Origin of the sequence: Novipirellula artificiosorum (genome assembly GCF_007860135.1) — a bacterium.
GTDB classification, from domain to species: Bacteria; Planctomycetota; Planctomycetia; order Pirellulales; family Pirellulaceae; genus Novipirellula_A; species Novipirellula_A artificiosorum.
The window spans coordinates 403,373-417,731 of sequence record NZ_SJPV01000006.1 but is presented as its reverse complement, the minus strand read 5'-3'; the positions used below and the strand labels follow the sequence as shown (position 1 = coordinate 417,731).

12 protein-coding genes are annotated in these 14,359 nt (G+C 56.1%); 4 read left to right on the top strand and 8 right to left on the bottom strand.

Translation table 11 applies throughout. The features are described from left to right. The first annotated feature begins 7 nt into the window (after window positions 1-7). Window positions 8-250 (top strand): hypothetical protein, encoded by a 243-nt coding sequence (locus Poly41_RS18475; protein ID WP_146528185.1) that lies wholly within the window; start codon window positions 8-10, stop codon window positions 248-250. Window positions 251-827: 577 nt separating this feature from the next. Here Poly41_RS18475 and Poly41_RS18470 read toward each other — a convergent pair. The 4 genes from Poly41_RS18470 to Poly41_RS18455 form a co-directional block, all read right to left on the bottom strand. Beyond that, complete coding sequence (locus Poly41_RS18470) at window positions 828-1,658, bottom strand: PP2C family protein-serine/threonine phosphatase (protein ID WP_146528184.1); 831 nt, start codon at window positions 1,656-1,658, stop codon at window positions 828-830. Between the two features lie 93 nt (window positions 1,659-1,751). Next, window positions 1,752-2,576 carry a serine/threonine-protein kinase gene (locus Poly41_RS18465; RefSeq protein ID WP_146528183.1) on the bottom strand — a complete coding sequence of 275 codons (825 nt, stop codon included), beginning with the start codon at window positions 2,574-2,576 and terminating at the stop codon, window positions 1,752-1,754. Window positions 2,577-2,780: 204 nt separating this feature from the next. After that, complete coding sequence (locus Poly41_RS18460) at window positions 2,781-4,643, bottom strand: Xaa-Pro dipeptidyl-peptidase (protein WP_146528182.1); 1,863 nt, start codon at window positions 4,641-4,643, stop codon at window positions 2,781-2,783. A 612-nt stretch (window positions 4,644-5,255) separates the two neighbouring features. Next, a complete protein-coding gene (locus Poly41_RS18455) occupies window positions 5,256-6,830 on the bottom strand; it encodes an arylsulfatase (protein ID WP_231615764.1) in 1,575 nt (524 codons plus the stop codon). Window positions 6,831-7,164: 334 nt separating this feature from the next. Here Poly41_RS18455 and Poly41_RS18450 point away from each other — a divergent pair, with 334 nt between their 5' ends. Both Poly41_RS18450 and Poly41_RS18445 read left to right on the top strand, forming a co-directional pair. Then, window positions 7,165-7,608, top strand: a complete 444-nt coding sequence (locus Poly41_RS18450) for a hypothetical protein (protein ID WP_146528181.1) — start codon at window positions 7,165-7,167, stop codon at window positions 7,606-7,608. A gap of 13 nt (window positions 7,609-7,621) precedes the next feature. Next, window positions 7,622-9,307, top strand: coding sequence for a WD40 repeat domain-containing protein (locus Poly41_RS18445; RefSeq protein ID WP_146528180.1), 1,686 nt, complete (start codon window positions 7,622-7,624; stop codon window positions 9,305-9,307). 220 nt (window positions 9,308-9,527) lie between these two features. Here the strand turns inward: Poly41_RS18445 and Poly41_RS18440 are convergent, their stop codons facing one another. Together Poly41_RS18440 and Poly41_RS18435 are read right to left on the bottom strand one after the other, a co-directional pair. After that, window positions 9,528-11,039, bottom strand: a complete 1,512-nt coding sequence (locus Poly41_RS18440) for an alpha-L-fucosidase (protein WP_146528179.1) — start codon at window positions 11,037-11,039, stop codon at window positions 9,528-9,530. A gap of 81 nt (window positions 11,040-11,120) precedes the next feature. After that, window positions 11,121-13,277 carry a beta-galactosidase gene (locus Poly41_RS18435; RefSeq protein WP_146528178.1) on the bottom strand — a complete coding sequence of 719 codons (2,157 nt, stop codon included), beginning with the start codon at window positions 13,275-13,277 and terminating at the stop codon, window positions 11,121-11,123. Here Poly41_RS18435 and Poly41_RS35430 point away from each other — a divergent pair. Further along, a complete protein-coding gene (locus Poly41_RS35430; protein WP_261344903.1) occupies window positions 13,276-13,410 on the top strand; it encodes a hypothetical protein in 135 nt (44 codons plus the stop codon). The genes Poly41_RS18435 and Poly41_RS35430 overlap by 2 nt on opposite strands. A 53-nt stretch (window positions 13,411-13,463) precedes the next feature. On the opposite strand, the gene Poly41_RS18430 is transcribed toward Poly41_RS35430, so the two are convergent. Together Poly41_RS18430 and Poly41_RS18425 are read right to left on the bottom strand one after the other, a co-directional pair. Beyond that, window positions 13,464-13,712 (bottom strand): BON domain-containing protein, encoded by a 249-nt coding sequence (locus Poly41_RS18430; protein ID WP_197231423.1) that lies wholly within the window; start codon window positions 13,710-13,712, stop codon window positions 13,464-13,466. Window positions 13,713-13,720: 8 nt separating this feature from the next. Beyond that, window positions 13,721-14,038 carry a carbon storage regulator gene (locus tag Poly41_RS18425; protein ID WP_146528176.1) on the bottom strand — a complete coding sequence of 106 codons (318 nt, stop codon included), beginning with the start codon at window positions 14,036-14,038 and terminating at the stop codon, window positions 13,721-13,723. Between the last annotated feature and the right edge of the window lie 321 nt (window positions 14,039-14,359).

Below are 14,359 nucleotides of genomic sequence, written 5' to 3'. Positions count from 1 at the left end.
TTTGCCGATGTCGACGTCTCAGTTCGATGCCTTCAGCGATCCGCGTGATCAAGCGGATTTATCCTCGGCCAAGACAAGCTATCGGTGTCGCCCCTTCTTGGGGATCCAATTCCTCTGCTGCAAGACCTATGGTCGGATCTACCGCAACGCAGAATTGACTGCCTACGTCGGCAATTGCCCCAAATGTGCCAAACGCATCTCCGTCCCCATCGGCCCCGGCGGCACATCGTCACGCTTTTTTAAAGCCTGAACCACTTTGGCGTGGTCCATATCGCATCCGGGGGTGATCCCGCATGGGATCAAAGAAGGTAGCCGTGGGTCGCGATCGCGCACCCACGGACAGCGGTTCAACACGACACACCGATCCTGGAAGGATCGCAGATGCGGGAATCTGCGACCGCTCCGCGGTCGAAAACGCGTGGCCATGATCTCGTTTCCGGGGGTGTTCGCTTCGCTCTCACCCCCGGCTACTGTCTTCGACCGCTCTCGCGGTCCGGTGGGTGGAGTTCAAACGGCGGGCTACCTTCTGTGACCACTCTCGCGTGGTCCGGTTCGGTCCAAATGGCATCCGGGGGTGATCCCGCATGGGATCAAAGAGGGTAGCCGTGGGTCGCGATCGCGCACCCACGGACAGCGGTTCAACACGACACACCGATCCTGGAAGGATCGCAGATGCGGGAATCTGCGACCGCTCCGCGGTCGAAATCGCGTGGCCATGATCTCGTTTCCGGGGGTGTTCGCTTCGCTCTCACCCCCGGCTACCGTCTTCGACCGCTCTCGCGGTCCGGTGGGTGGAGTTCAAAGCGGTGCTGTCCCGCTAAGACAACTCACCTGCTATAGAGCAGCACCGTCAAATCGTCGGGCTTGCCTGGTAGTTCCGCGTACTGACCTGCCATCCGTTCGTCGGTCAACTGCGCGAGCGTCTTCATCCGATCCATCGGCTTGCCATTCTTGATCAAACCGATCACTTCGCCGACGTGCAAGTTGTCGAACAGCCCATCGCTGGCCAAGATCACGCGATCGCGGGCCGCCAACGGACGCGTCGGGCCCACTCCAATGTGCATCGTATTGGATCCGACTAAGTTGGACACGACATGGCGTTCGTCATGCGTCATCGCCGCTTCTTCGTCGAGCATCCCTGATTCCACCGCATAGCCAACGGGCGAATGCGAAGTCGATTTCCATTTCAACGTCCCCCGCTGGCCGATGATCATTGCCATCGAGTCGCCCACGGTGTAAGCCCGAGCTTTGGAATCCGCAATTTCGACAACGGACAAAGTGGTCGCTGCCCCCACACCGAGATCCAAAATGTCTCGATTGGCCCGTTCGATGCCATCCAAAATCGCAGGCCGCAAATCGCATTCGGGGTCGGCTGCCAAAACAAACTCGGCAATACTGTGAACCGCAATTGCCGACGCCTTGTAGCCCAAGGGACATCCACCCACGCCGTCCGCAACCGCCATCACCAACGCACCGGAGGCGGTTTGGAGGACGACCGCACTATCGTCATTCGGTTCCACTTTACCGGGACAGCGACGCGCAAACGCGACAACCTGGCCGGATGTTAACGACAACGATTTCGGCTCATGCATATCGCTTTCGACGAAAAAGTCCTGTCCAGCTGCGGGGGTCGCGGTTCCGGAAATCGTGGTCAACATGTTAGGAATTACGGGTAAAGTTCCCGTCCGTCGAAGCGTCAAATGGGCAATCCGTAAGTGCGTCACAATACCGCACCGGGTCGGTAGTTAATTCTAGCCTGTTGTCCGGTGTCGGCGAGCATACCGGGTCGCTTTCAGCCGAGTTTGTTCGACGGCCGCATACATTTGTCCGGCATTGCGGTAGCGTCCTCGAGGGTTGATGTTGAGGGATTTTCGGATCACAGCGATTAGGTCGCTATGCGCCCGGCGGCGCAGTTGGATTGCACCGGCTAAGGGCCATTCAAACGGATATTCGGGCCATTTCCCAGAAAACAGCCGGTAAGCGAGCAAACCGATCGAAAAAACGTCGCTTCGAGCCGATGGCTTGCCCATTGCCTGTTCCGGGGCCATGTAGCCGATCGTTCCGGTGCCCGACCCATTGATCGTCCTTTGACTCGCCTTGGCGATCCCGAAATCCGCCAATCGGATCTGGTTGTCATCAAACATCAAAACGTTCTCGGGCTTGATGTCACAGTGGATCACGCCTTGGTCGTGGGCGTAGGCCACGCCGTCGAGTAATTGGGCCAGGATGTCGAACGCCAACTCAAAGCCCATCCGTTTCTGCAGCCGATCGTGCAACGTCCGTTCGGCCAACGGTGAGATGATCACGAAATGATCATCGACGAACGTCGCGTCACGGATCGCCAGGATGTTGGGATGGTCTAGCTGGATCGTCAACTTCGCCTCTCGGCGAAACTCCTCAAGCAATTGTTCGGAAACCAATTCGGGCGAAGGTACCTTCAAGGCCACCTTGATCCCCAGCAACGTATCAAACGCGGAGTAAACGGTTGCGAAACCCCCGACCCCCAGTCGTTTTTCGATTCGATACTTACCAAGCCGCGAACCGACCCGTATTGCTGGCTTGGATTTGGTCTGCATAGGAAAACGCGAACAATGGAAAAAAGCGAACCGTCGAAACTCGGAAGCCTTCCGCGACTCCCCCGCACAATTATCACTCGCAATTGCTTCTTGTGAATCCTCGAGTGACCAAGAATTCCTCAAATCGCGTTGCGGGTCGGTACATAGGGAGCCTATTCTTTGGGATGCACGCACGCACCTTTGCCTGATCGGAAAAACCAACCACTACTCTTCTTTTAACAGCGCGGATGCGAACGCCTGCTGGCCACCCACGATTGGCAGCGAGAGGGAGGTTGCGTCGAGGTCGACGGTAAGTTCCGTTCCCGGTGTTGGCCGTAGCGTGAAGTCTCGATCACTCGAAAAAATCATGAGGCCAATTTGTTGTCCTGCGGGGAGGACTTGATCGTCGGGTTGAAGGTCAAAGGCCATCTCATAGAACTGTCCAGGCACAAGTGGTTCACTTTCCGTGAGTGAACGATAGTTCTGCGGGTCAGCCCAACCTCGCGTGATCACATTGTCGGTGATCTTCGTTTTCTTGGTGTCGGTCCACGGCAACGAGACGAGCCAAACCGACAAGTTAGCGGCCGCCTTGTTGCTGGCGAGCTTGATCGAGATCGAAGGCGTCCCTGACAGGTGAACCGGCTTGGTCAACGGTGGCGTCACGTAGATCAATCGATGGTCGGTCCATTCCGCCTGAGCCAGTGACGCGCCACTGAACGAAAAGTTATCGACCAGCGATTCGGTTCCCTGGTTGGCCGTCGCGGCGGTCGTCAGACGCCCTTGCTCGGGAGCGCCCGCAGTCAGGTAAAACTGTACCGGTTCCGCAGCGGGATTTGGGTAGTCGTCGTAGGGCGTGGGCTTGGTCTGTTCCGCATCCTCGCGAACAATCCAAGCTTTCGGATCCTTCTCGACGTCGTTCTCGATGCCGTGCAAATAGCGCGTAAACCAACGATTCATCATCTTCATCGGTGGCGGTCCCCCGTGTCCGCCCTGGTGAAAGAAGACTTGTGTGGGAACGCCCTTGGCCTTGAGAGCTTGATAGATGCGGACGCTGTGCTCGGGAACGACATTCCAGTCGTTGAACGCGTGAGCCATCAAGACCGCTGCGGTCAGGGGCTCCAAATCGTTGAGATAATCACGCCCCGCCCAAAAGTCGTTGTAATCCCCATGCTCTCGATCGAACCCCTCGGCCATCTCCTTGTCGCGAACGGTGTCATCGCAGTAGTCACAGCGATCTGGATTGCCGCTATGGATATAGTCGTAAAGGTAATCGATGTCTTCGCCCAGGAAGCCAAACGGATGTCGGATCAAACCGTTCGACCGATAGTAGTGATAGTACGATGTATTGGGAGCGACTGGAATGATTGCTTCCAAACCTTCGACTCCAGTCGTTGCTGCAGCCAAGGGGATCGTTCCATTGTAGGAGGTCCCCGTCATGCCGACCTTTCCGGTGCACCAATCAGCGACGACTTCCTGATCTCCATCGGGCGTCGTGAACCCGTGGGCTCGACCACAGAGCCAATCGATGACCGCTTTGGGGGCAAGCGATTCGTTGTCCCCACCCACGGTCGGACAGCCTTGCGAGAGCCCTGTCCCGGGGGAGGAGGAGTGCACAACGATGTATCCGCGTGGCACCCAGTCCTTCTCGTGTGACTTCGAGATGATCGGTCGCAGACCGGTTCGTTCGATCGCCGGAAAGTGCTCACGTTCTGGTGGCGTCGCCCCAAGTTCGTGCCTCGGATTCCAGAAATACTGCAGCCCCTTCGAACCCGTCCCGGCAAAGTAGGGGCTCGAAACATAAACCACCGGTAGCTTCAGCCCTTCACTCTCGGTTTGACGAGGACGGGTCACGCTGACATGCATGCGATCCCGCTTGCCATCCCCATCGGAATCGAACTCCGTTTCCACCCACAAATCATGGCGAATCCAATAATCGGCGTCTTCAAATGCTTTGACAACCTGAGCTTCTCCATCTTTAAACACCGGCACGGCAGGCTCCGCGGCGCGTGAACCTGTGGCACCCGTAAAAGCGTGCGCTAAAACGAGGAGGGTTACTACCAGCAAAGAATCGAATCGGAGGTGAAACATCGTGCCTCTTTTCTTGAGAATGGATGGCGGGGCCCTATGATAGGCAAAACCGAGGCGCGAGTCACGACAAACCTGCGGAAATGCGGAGGCTGACCGTCTAAGATCCTTGCATCGACAAAAGGGCAACGGGTTGCCGCAGAAATGGCGCCCCCTGATTGCAGGAAATGGACCTGACCCTGCGAACGCTTCATTCGTTTGCAACCCAAACCCCAACCCGTCGGAAACCGACCTAGGCGGACGACACGGTAGAGAAAGGTGACCATGAGCCAAGATTCAAATGCAAAATGCAATCGATGTGGGCAAGCATTATCCCGAGGAAGTGGCTATTGCCTTTCGTGTGGCTTCAACAACGAGGACCTCGATTCAAAAAAGTTCCAGGCCGTTCAGGAGTCACAACGACGTACGGAGCGTGCGAAGCTGCTAGGCAAGATTTTTCGGGTTGTGCGCTGGGTCCGAGTTCTACGCTGAGTCCGGTAACACGCTTTCCATGAGCTCCGCGATTCGCAGCCCGCCGTCAACGCGCCGATTGTCGATTTTCGTGTTTGTCTGTCGATGCTCGAATCGGGATCCACTACTACCTACCCGAAAAACAAGGTGCGACGGAATACTCGATCAATCCGTTGCATTCGACGGTGTCGTTAGCTTGTCGTAGAACGGGACCGAGAAATCGGGCTCAACGGTTCTTGTCTTGACGTATGCCGTTTCAAGTCGCTTGATGACCTCCGGATGGTCGGCTGCGAGGTCACGGGACTCCTCCCGATCCTGTCCGATATCGTAGAGTTCCCAAGGCGTGGGGTCCTTAAGCAGGTTGCGACGGACGGCCTTCCACTTGCCATCGCGGATCGCGACAAGTCCACCGTAGTTGTGGAAGTCCCAGATCATCAGTTCCTCACGCTTTGGCGGCTCCTTACCGACAAGGACGGGAGCAAGATCCATACCGTCTAAATGTTGCTGACGGGGCAGCGGAGCACCGGCAAGGTTGCACAATGTTGGAAACCAGTCGGGGAAGTACGACGCAACGTCGGTGACGGAGCCCGGAGTGACATGGTTCGGCCACTTCACGACGCAGGGCACGCGGATCCCACCTTCATAGACGCTCCCTTTCCAACCTCGAAGTCCAGCGGTGGAGTTGAAAAACTCTGCGTCGACGCCACCGACATGAAACCGAGGATCCCGACTTCCATGGGTCGTCCCGTTGTCGGAAGTGAAAACGACGAGGGTGTTGTCGGTCAATCCGTGTTCCTCAAGCTTCTCGAGAACCGACCCGACGTGCTGATCCAGATCGGAGATCATCGCGGCGTAGGCCGCGCGGGGTCGCGGGTGAGGTAGGTAGCCGTTCTGCCCACGATAGGGCCCCTTTTCGTCATCCCATTCACTCGGATAGCGATCAATCCATTCCTGCGGCGGCTGCATCGAAACATGGGGTTCGACAAAGGGAAGGTACAGAAAAAAGGGCTTCTGCCGATTCTTGTCGATAAACGTTAAAGCCTCAGCGAGGATTACATCGGGCGCGTAGCTTTCGAGCCGATAGTCGTCGGCAACGACCTCTCCGTCCGTTTTCTGTTGGTGTCCGTAAACGATTCCACGATTGATTTGCTGCTCACGTTCATTGGAGTCGAGAAACAGGGGGAAATAGCTGTGGGCATTGCGTTGGCAATTGTAACCAAAATAGCGATCGAAACCTTGTTTGATCGGGGAACCCGATGTGTTCGAGGGGCCGAGCCCCCATTTGCCAAAAGCGCCCGTCGCGTAATCGGCCTGCTGCAGCGATTCGGCGATCGTGACAATCTCATCCGTGATCGGCCATTGTCCTGGGAACATACGACCATTGCCTGAATCCTTGTTTCCGCGGATTTCAGCGTGGGCAAGATTTTGCCCCGTCATCAGCGTACAGCGTGCCGGTGCGCAGACAGGGGCGCCCGTGTAGTGCTGTGTAAACCGTATTCCCTCGGCGGCAAGTCGATCGACGTTTGGGGTCTTGATCTTCTGTTGTCCGTAGCAGCCCAGTTCGCCGTAGCCGAGATCATCGGCAAGGATGAAGACGATGTTGGGTTTCTCTGCCGCAACTCCCGTCACCACGAAACCACCCAAAAGACAACCTGCCACGATCCCCCATGGCATCGATTTCCGCAGTGCCCTCCACAGTGCCCAATGAAAAAAAACGGATGCTCGCGGCATTGCCAACATGAGCTTGCCTGGTATGTACATCAATTCCCCTCGGTTCTATCGGTTCGGCGATACGGTGTGGTGTCGGCGGGTGGTTCGGTTGTCGTTGCATCCCTCTCTGAATCGAGGACGATGCGGGAACGCCAGTATAACCGGATTCAGTGGGCGGTTTGTGTTGACGCAATCCGTCGATGGCGAGGCTTTTTTGTGGGACGCGCGGGATGGATCCAAAAGACGAAGGTTGAGTGACCTCAGGCCCTGGGGATCGCACAGGAATGACGTTCTTAAGCTGAGCCCCGATGGTTCATAACTTCTCATCGGTCAACGGCTTCCGGGTCGTAACGGTGTGGAACTCATGTTGCAAGAACCGTCGACTGGAAAAGTGCTGCACCGATTGCAGTTCTTAAAAGGGACACCTCGCGTCGACGCCGAGTTTAGCCGTGACGGTCGGCTCGTCTGTGTGATTCGGCACGAGCAGCACGAAGACCAGTTCTCCGTTTGGGATGCTGTATCGGGTGCAACCGTTTGGGATTCCAGCATGCCAATGCCTTACAGCGATAGGCCGTTGAACCAAGTCCTCGAAACGATCAACGCCAGCAGACAACGCTATGATTTTACCATCAAAACCAACGCGAAAAGCCTTCTTTTCCTGCGCAGCGTGCGTTCCGACGGAAACCCTCTCGTACTCGCTCATCCGGTAGGCCTCTACAACGGGACCGAAGGATTCTTTACTCCAGACGGCCAGCGGTTCATCACCCACGAAGAATCCGGATGGCAGTCGGGTTCTGTTCGGAGGTGACAGTGGCTTTGTCATGGCAAACGTTCAAGGTGACCTCGCTTACTGGGAACTTGATGTAAAAAGGGGGGATCGAAAGGTGGGCCAAACCACGGTCGAGTATTCGCCCGATGGCAAGCGGATCCTGGCTCGCTCCAACATTCAATCGCGGTATCTCGAGGGTTATGCCACTTTATGGGATGCAGACACGCGGAAGAAGATTAAGACGATTGGCATCCCTACCGACAAGCATCTCATCCCCAGTCCCAGCGGCAGTGGTGAAATTCGAATTGCAGACTATCCGGTCCCCGTTTCGAATATTCGAAACCGGCGTCGCAATGGTTTGGGTCGCCAACGGTGGCCCAAAACAAGGGAACGAATCATTCAATCGGTTAAGGCCGATTTGGTGGGCGACTTGGCGTATGCAAATCTACCCGGCGCCACAGCATCCACGGTCACCCACGACGGATCCAAACGGATCGTTGCGTACGCGGCCAGTGACCTGCAAAACACTGCGGATGAAATGATCGTCGTTTGGAATACCAAGACACAAACTCGTATGAAAACCGTCGAAATCAGTCCCGAGGAGCGTGGCAATTGGGACATTGAATTCCTGACGCTCAGCCCGAATGATCGCTACCTCGTGATCGGGTATCCCTACCACGTATTTTTGCTTGACTTGAAAACGGAGAGAACGGTTCCAATTGGCGAGCTCAACCACGCAGGGATCCATCAGCCAACCGTGGTATTCAGTCCCGACAGTCAGAGTCTGTTCGTGTATGGCTATCGGCGAACGTTGTGGAACACCGAACGCGGGGAACTCTTGGCTGACCTGGGGGCTTACAATGGCTCCCAGGAGGCGCTGTTTAGTGCCAATGGACGATTTTTGGTGTGCCGAGTCAGCTACAATTCAAAAGGCCCCGACGGCATCGTGGTGATCAGCACCACCAACGGACGTCTGCAACGTCGCTTCGGTGACGAGCGTGTTTTGCTCGATTTCTCATTATCGGGTTCCCGCTTCGTCGCTCACGCGGGCGATCTGAAAACGGCAGTGCTGTTTGATTTGGAATCGGGCGAAACACTTTGCGAACTTCTCTCGCCCGAGGGTGAGCCGCCGATTGATCTTTGGATGGTTCCCGACGACGGTCGCTTTATCGCCACGTACCGAAACGGTTTGGCCGTCTGGGATTTTGATTCGGCATCAATCGTTGGTTCTTATGTCAACGCATCTCTGCCGGCCAAGTTTGGCCCAAACGACCCAATGCCTCTCTACTGGGACGGTCCAAAACGATTCGTAACGGTACACGATGATGGCGCGATCCTATGGGATTTGAAGAGTGGGCAACCCCTGCATTGGATGCTGGCGTCCACGGCCAACGGCCCCCTGTTGCCGACGACCCTGGCGATCTTCGGGACGCAGCCAAATACGCTGTTGACGGTCACTCCTGGGCACGACGCGATCCTCTGGGATTTGGTCTCCGGCGAGCAAATTTCGGTCGTCGGAACGATGCCGAAGGATATCAACCCAAACGCCGATTCCGTTTGGCTGGGTCGTGATGACCGCCAGTTGTTTGTGCGACAGCGACGGGGACAGGCGATCATCGAATGGGAGATGACCACCGGAACGATTGTGAAGCGATACTTTCTGGTCAACGAAGGCCAACAGGTGTTCGTTGACACAACCGTAAGGCACGAACGTATTTCGTCTTCACGAGGCCAGTAACCCATGGCTGGGTTCGGGCCGACGACCCACTAGCCCGGATGATTCGTTGGAGTGGTAGGCTTTAGCCGATTGCGTGCTGGATCCTTGCTGAATCGGCTAAAGCCTACGACTCCAACGTGCGCAGTCTGTTTTTTACGCAATCGATGAACCTTGCCGCTTGGCCAAGCGGCAAGGCAACGCGTGCGAAAGAGGCATTGCCGGAGTGCTTCGTGTAAAAAGGTTATTGGATTTTGATCGCAATCGCGATTTCGTTGGGAGCGGCGGCCGGCATCACCACGTGCAAACCGTCGTCATCGCGTGACCACTGCAGCGAGTCGCCACCCTCAACGAGGGAAACCACGTCGACCTCTGTGCTGGCACCTGGATTCAACTTGCCAAATGATTTCAGCGTGACGGTTTTCCCCGCACCAGGCCACCCCAGGATCATTGCGTAGACGTTTTTGCCATCCTTTGATTGGGTGTAGCGTACATCCTTTTCGCTGTATTGCAGGTTCGTGAACTTGGCGTGACTCTTAAAACCACCCTCCGGTTCTTGCGTTGGTCCCTCGCCATAGGTTTGCCAGATTCGCGTCGCATAGATCGCCTCGCCATTGGCGCGGAGCCAGTCTCCGAGTTCCGCCAAGACCGCTCGTTGGTCGTCTGGAATCGAGCCGTCCGATTTGGGGGAAACGTTCAGCAGCATGATCCCATTCTTCGAAACCGTATCGATCATCGAATGGACCACTTGCGGCGCTCCCTTGATGGTGAGGTTGTTGGTGTAGCACCAACTCCCTTTGCTGATGGTGTCATCGGTCATCCATGTTTCAGGAAGTGCTTTGGGTTCGCGCGATTTTTCATGATCGTTCACCGTGAAGCTGAGCGGTAAGTCATCCTGTTTGCGAACGATCACGACTTCGCGACCTTCTTTCTCCGCATGGTTCAAATAATAAGCCGCGAATTTTTGGCGATAGGGCTCCGGAATCTCGTTCAACCAGCTATCAAACCAAATGATGTCTGGATTGTATTGGTCGATCACCTCTTTCAGTTTTGCGAACCAAATCTCGTCAAGCCATTCGGCCTCTGGCATGTTGCCATACAAACGCCGCAGTTCAGGATCCTCGGATGACGTTGGGTAGCCCTCCACATTCAAATAATGGCTCTTCGAACCAAAGTGCCGATCTACGCCCTCTTTGGGTTCTGGCATAACGGGGTAACGCTGCAAATTTCGAGCATGATGAAACGTTGCAATGGTCTTCATGTCGCGAGTACGAAGCGAACGAAACAATTCGCCGGTGACGTCCCGCTTGGGGCCTCGATCTTTGGCATTCCAAGGTGTCGCTTCGCTGTCCCACATTGCAAAGCCATCATGATGCTCGGCAACGGGGCCGGCAAATTTGGCCCCCGCTCGTCGGAACAATTCGGCCCAATCCTCGGGGTCAAAATGTTCGGCCGTGAACAGGGGGACGAAATCGTGATAGCCAAACTTGCTCGGGTGCCCGTAGGTCTTCACGTGATGGTCGAAAACATCGCCGGGTCGGTGCATAAAAAAGGGATACCATTCCGATTGGTAGGCCGGAACGGTGTAGACCCCCCAGTGAAAGTAGATTCCCACCTTCGCGTCCTGAAACCACTCGGGCGCCGCTTGATGTTTCGAAAGCGAGTCCCATGTCGGAGCGAATGTTTCAGCCTCAGCTGAGTGGGTGAGTAAGGAAAGGGTCAGCGCGACCAGTGTCGCAGTGATTGTGCGTTGCATTGAAAACAGCCTGGGAGGGAAAAAGGATGGTTAGGGAAAGTAGACCGCAAGCGTTTGGGTCGATCGCCGGACAGACTCGCGTCAGGGCGCCGGGATCGGGGAACTCATCTTAACGGGCTCAAGGCGTAGTTGGTACATCGAGTCGCCAATCTGTCGCGCTGCTTGAATGGTTTCCGGGTAGGGTGTATCGCAAACATCGACAAAACCAATCTGATAGTTCTCACCATCTCCGCGCCCCGTAGCGGCTTGGTCACCATACTGAAACCAATGGGCTCCGACCCAAATGGGGTTCTGAAGTGCACCGCGAAGGTAGTCACGGTAAGCGTCGGCTCTGGCTTGTTGGTTCTTCGTCGGCTTCAGCCCCGTGTGAAAGAGCCCTCGGTCGAGTGCTCCAAAGTGAAATTCACCAATGATGGCTGGCCGATCCACGCCCTCCGGCAATTGGTAGTCGGCAACCGAATACTCGTAGCGATTGAACCCGATCACATCGCAATGTTTGGCGGATGCCCGAACCGCCAAATCGTTGACCCATGCGAACCGACAGCCAAGGTAGAGGGTGTTCGGCGCAGCAGATTTGACCGCTTGTCGACAAACACGAAAATACTGTTCTCCAATCTGCGAATAGAACGCTCGCAAGTCGTCGCCCGCCTTCGCGTCGTCGGGCATCGTCTGTTCGTTCAGCGGTTCTTCCAACAACGCGGCCCACGATGCAAACGGGGTTCCCCAGGTTTCGTTGAGGTTTTCGATGCGAGCGTACTTTAACTTCAATGCGTCAACAAACGCTTGCTTGGCCGGTTGGTCCGACGGAGATTGCAGGGCCGCTTTCGCAAGCGACAATTCGTCGCCCCACGCCAATTCATTGTCGACAAACACGCCGATACACCAAGGTGAGTTTGCTGCGTTGCGGTAATACTCCATGCTGCGCCGAACCGACTCTGCAAATTCGGAGTCAAAGGGATCGGGGAACTTTCCCCAGTACCCGCTGCTGCCTTCGATGCGCCGGCCCGCCGAATTGCATGTCACGACGTAAGGCGTCCGTTCCATTCGATAGACGTTCTCGTCGGACCAGTTTGCAATGGTGTTGAGTCCCCAACTTCGAAGCCGACGGTGAGCCAAGTCGCGCGAAAGGGTTCGCCAGTCTTCACCGTATTTGCGAACCAAATTCGCTGCGGTGAAGTTAAATGTCTCGTAACGGCCACGGTCTTTGTAGTACCCATGCGGTGCCCAGTTTCCACGACCGTAAAGCCCCCCCATGGGTGAGTCCCTCTGAGGTAGATCCGAGAAGTAGAACTCTCGATCGGTAATCGGCGTTTGGGCGGAATTGGTGTCGACGCAATCGATGCCATTGGACCAGAACAAGCGACCCTCGGGATCAACCAACCACCACTTCCCCTCGTACTTCTGCACGCGGAAATGCCCCGTTGCCTTGAGCTCCGGACCCGCGACATAGCCGCCATAAAGGTCCCAATGTTCAGGAGACGGGTTTGCATCGATGTCTTGCTCTTCAAGAATCAGGTTCTGCTTGAGCTCTGCAAGCGAATGCGTTTTGCCAGGCCAATCGGCGTGAGCATACTGGCCAAAAAGATCAATCATCGGAAAGGGATCTGCGTTGGAATCCAGCCAAATCGTGGCAACCTTGGAATCACCCTCGGCACGAACGCTTGAGATCTCAACCGTTTGCTCATGATCCTTCTTGGTGACAAACAACAAGATCTTGTCGATCGCGTCGGTGTCCAGTCCTTGATCCTCACTGAACCCCTCGGGGTTGGATCGCATCCCCATCAGCCGACCCTTGAGATGATCGGGCATCTTGCGTCTCAACGCCGCACGAACCGTTCGCGTCTCTCCGGCGGCAAGCGTTTGGTTTTCCGTCAGCGAATCGGATTCCAAGTCGGCATCAAGACTGTCCACTCTGACCGCGAAACCGACACTCTTGGGGCCAACATTATGGACATCGACGGCCACGAATCCGTACTTGGACAAGTTACGGTTGTCTCCCTCCAACGTGATCGTGATGCCAGGCCACCGGTAGTCATGGCCTGCGCTCATCCGAAGTACCGAACCGTCGGGTTGGTGCTCGACCGATAACTCAACCGCATGCGGTTTCAGCACGGAAGGATCCAACGCAGAGTCGATCCGCAGTAGGGGGCGGTCGGCGAGGCACGAGGTCACCAACGGGAAGTTCAAAGCAACGCAGAGACAGACAGCCGCGCAGCGGCAGAGGAAAGACACGGTCATGATGTTGGCAGGGTTTGAAGCCGTGACGATCTCACGACAGGTGGGAGGGCTTGCTGCTCACAACGATGTCGCGAGTGCAGGAGGGAAACGCGGCACGCTGGCGCAACGACTCACGCCAGAGCTTACCGGTTAGTTCGCCACCAGTTTACCTCGATCGAATTTCGTGACAACCAATTGTGTGCATCCTCAACGCGGATGCACCACGATTTGATTACGGACCCTCTTTGCCACACCCGTTTGGCGGACAACTTCTTGGGCGACCTGCTTCAGATAGAAACTTGACAGCTGCCCCCGCAATAGAACGTCGTCACCGACGATCGAGGCATCAATCTGCGACAGCTCCTGGTGCGAAGTTCGCGACAACGCGGCACGCACCAAAGCCTGTCGCTGCGACGATACCGACGAGATCGCAGCGATTGTGGACTCGGCTAACATGATTTGGGCTACCCGGATTGAAAAGTGGTGGAACATCTTGACATAGCAACCGTCGCCCTTGGGCCGTCCTGAGCGACCGGCGACTCCCTCCGAACCGCGCGTGTCCGGCACCCCGGCGACGCCGGGCGCGAGGCGGATTCCGCTCGAAGCGTCGAGTGGCCAGCCGGTTGCTTCGCTGCCCCCTCTAACTCCGACCGCCGAATCTCCGTCTCTCGCGGAGCATCGATGCCGATTTGAACGCGGTTCCGACCGATCTTGGTGACGACAATCACGACCTCGTCGCCAATATGGATCGACTCGCCCTGCTTGCGACTAAGAACCAACATCTCCTACCCTCCGTTTTGCAAGGATTGCCATGCCACCGCACAGTACCTGCAATGGTCGTGCCAAGATCAATCGGGGCGTTGATTATCAGGAATTTCCTCAAAACATCGCCCGTTTTCCCCTTTTTGGGCTGGGCAGCGATTCTGCTGGGTTCGCGAAGGATTGCATCGAGTACAGTCAACTGTGCGAATACCGCTCATTGCCGTCCAAGCGTGCTGTGCCGCCACGCTATAATGGATTTCACAAACGGACCTTATCCCCCAAAATACGGGATCCCCCCAAATACGGGCCTCCTTCCCCTCACCCGCCATCCTGTGTCCTGC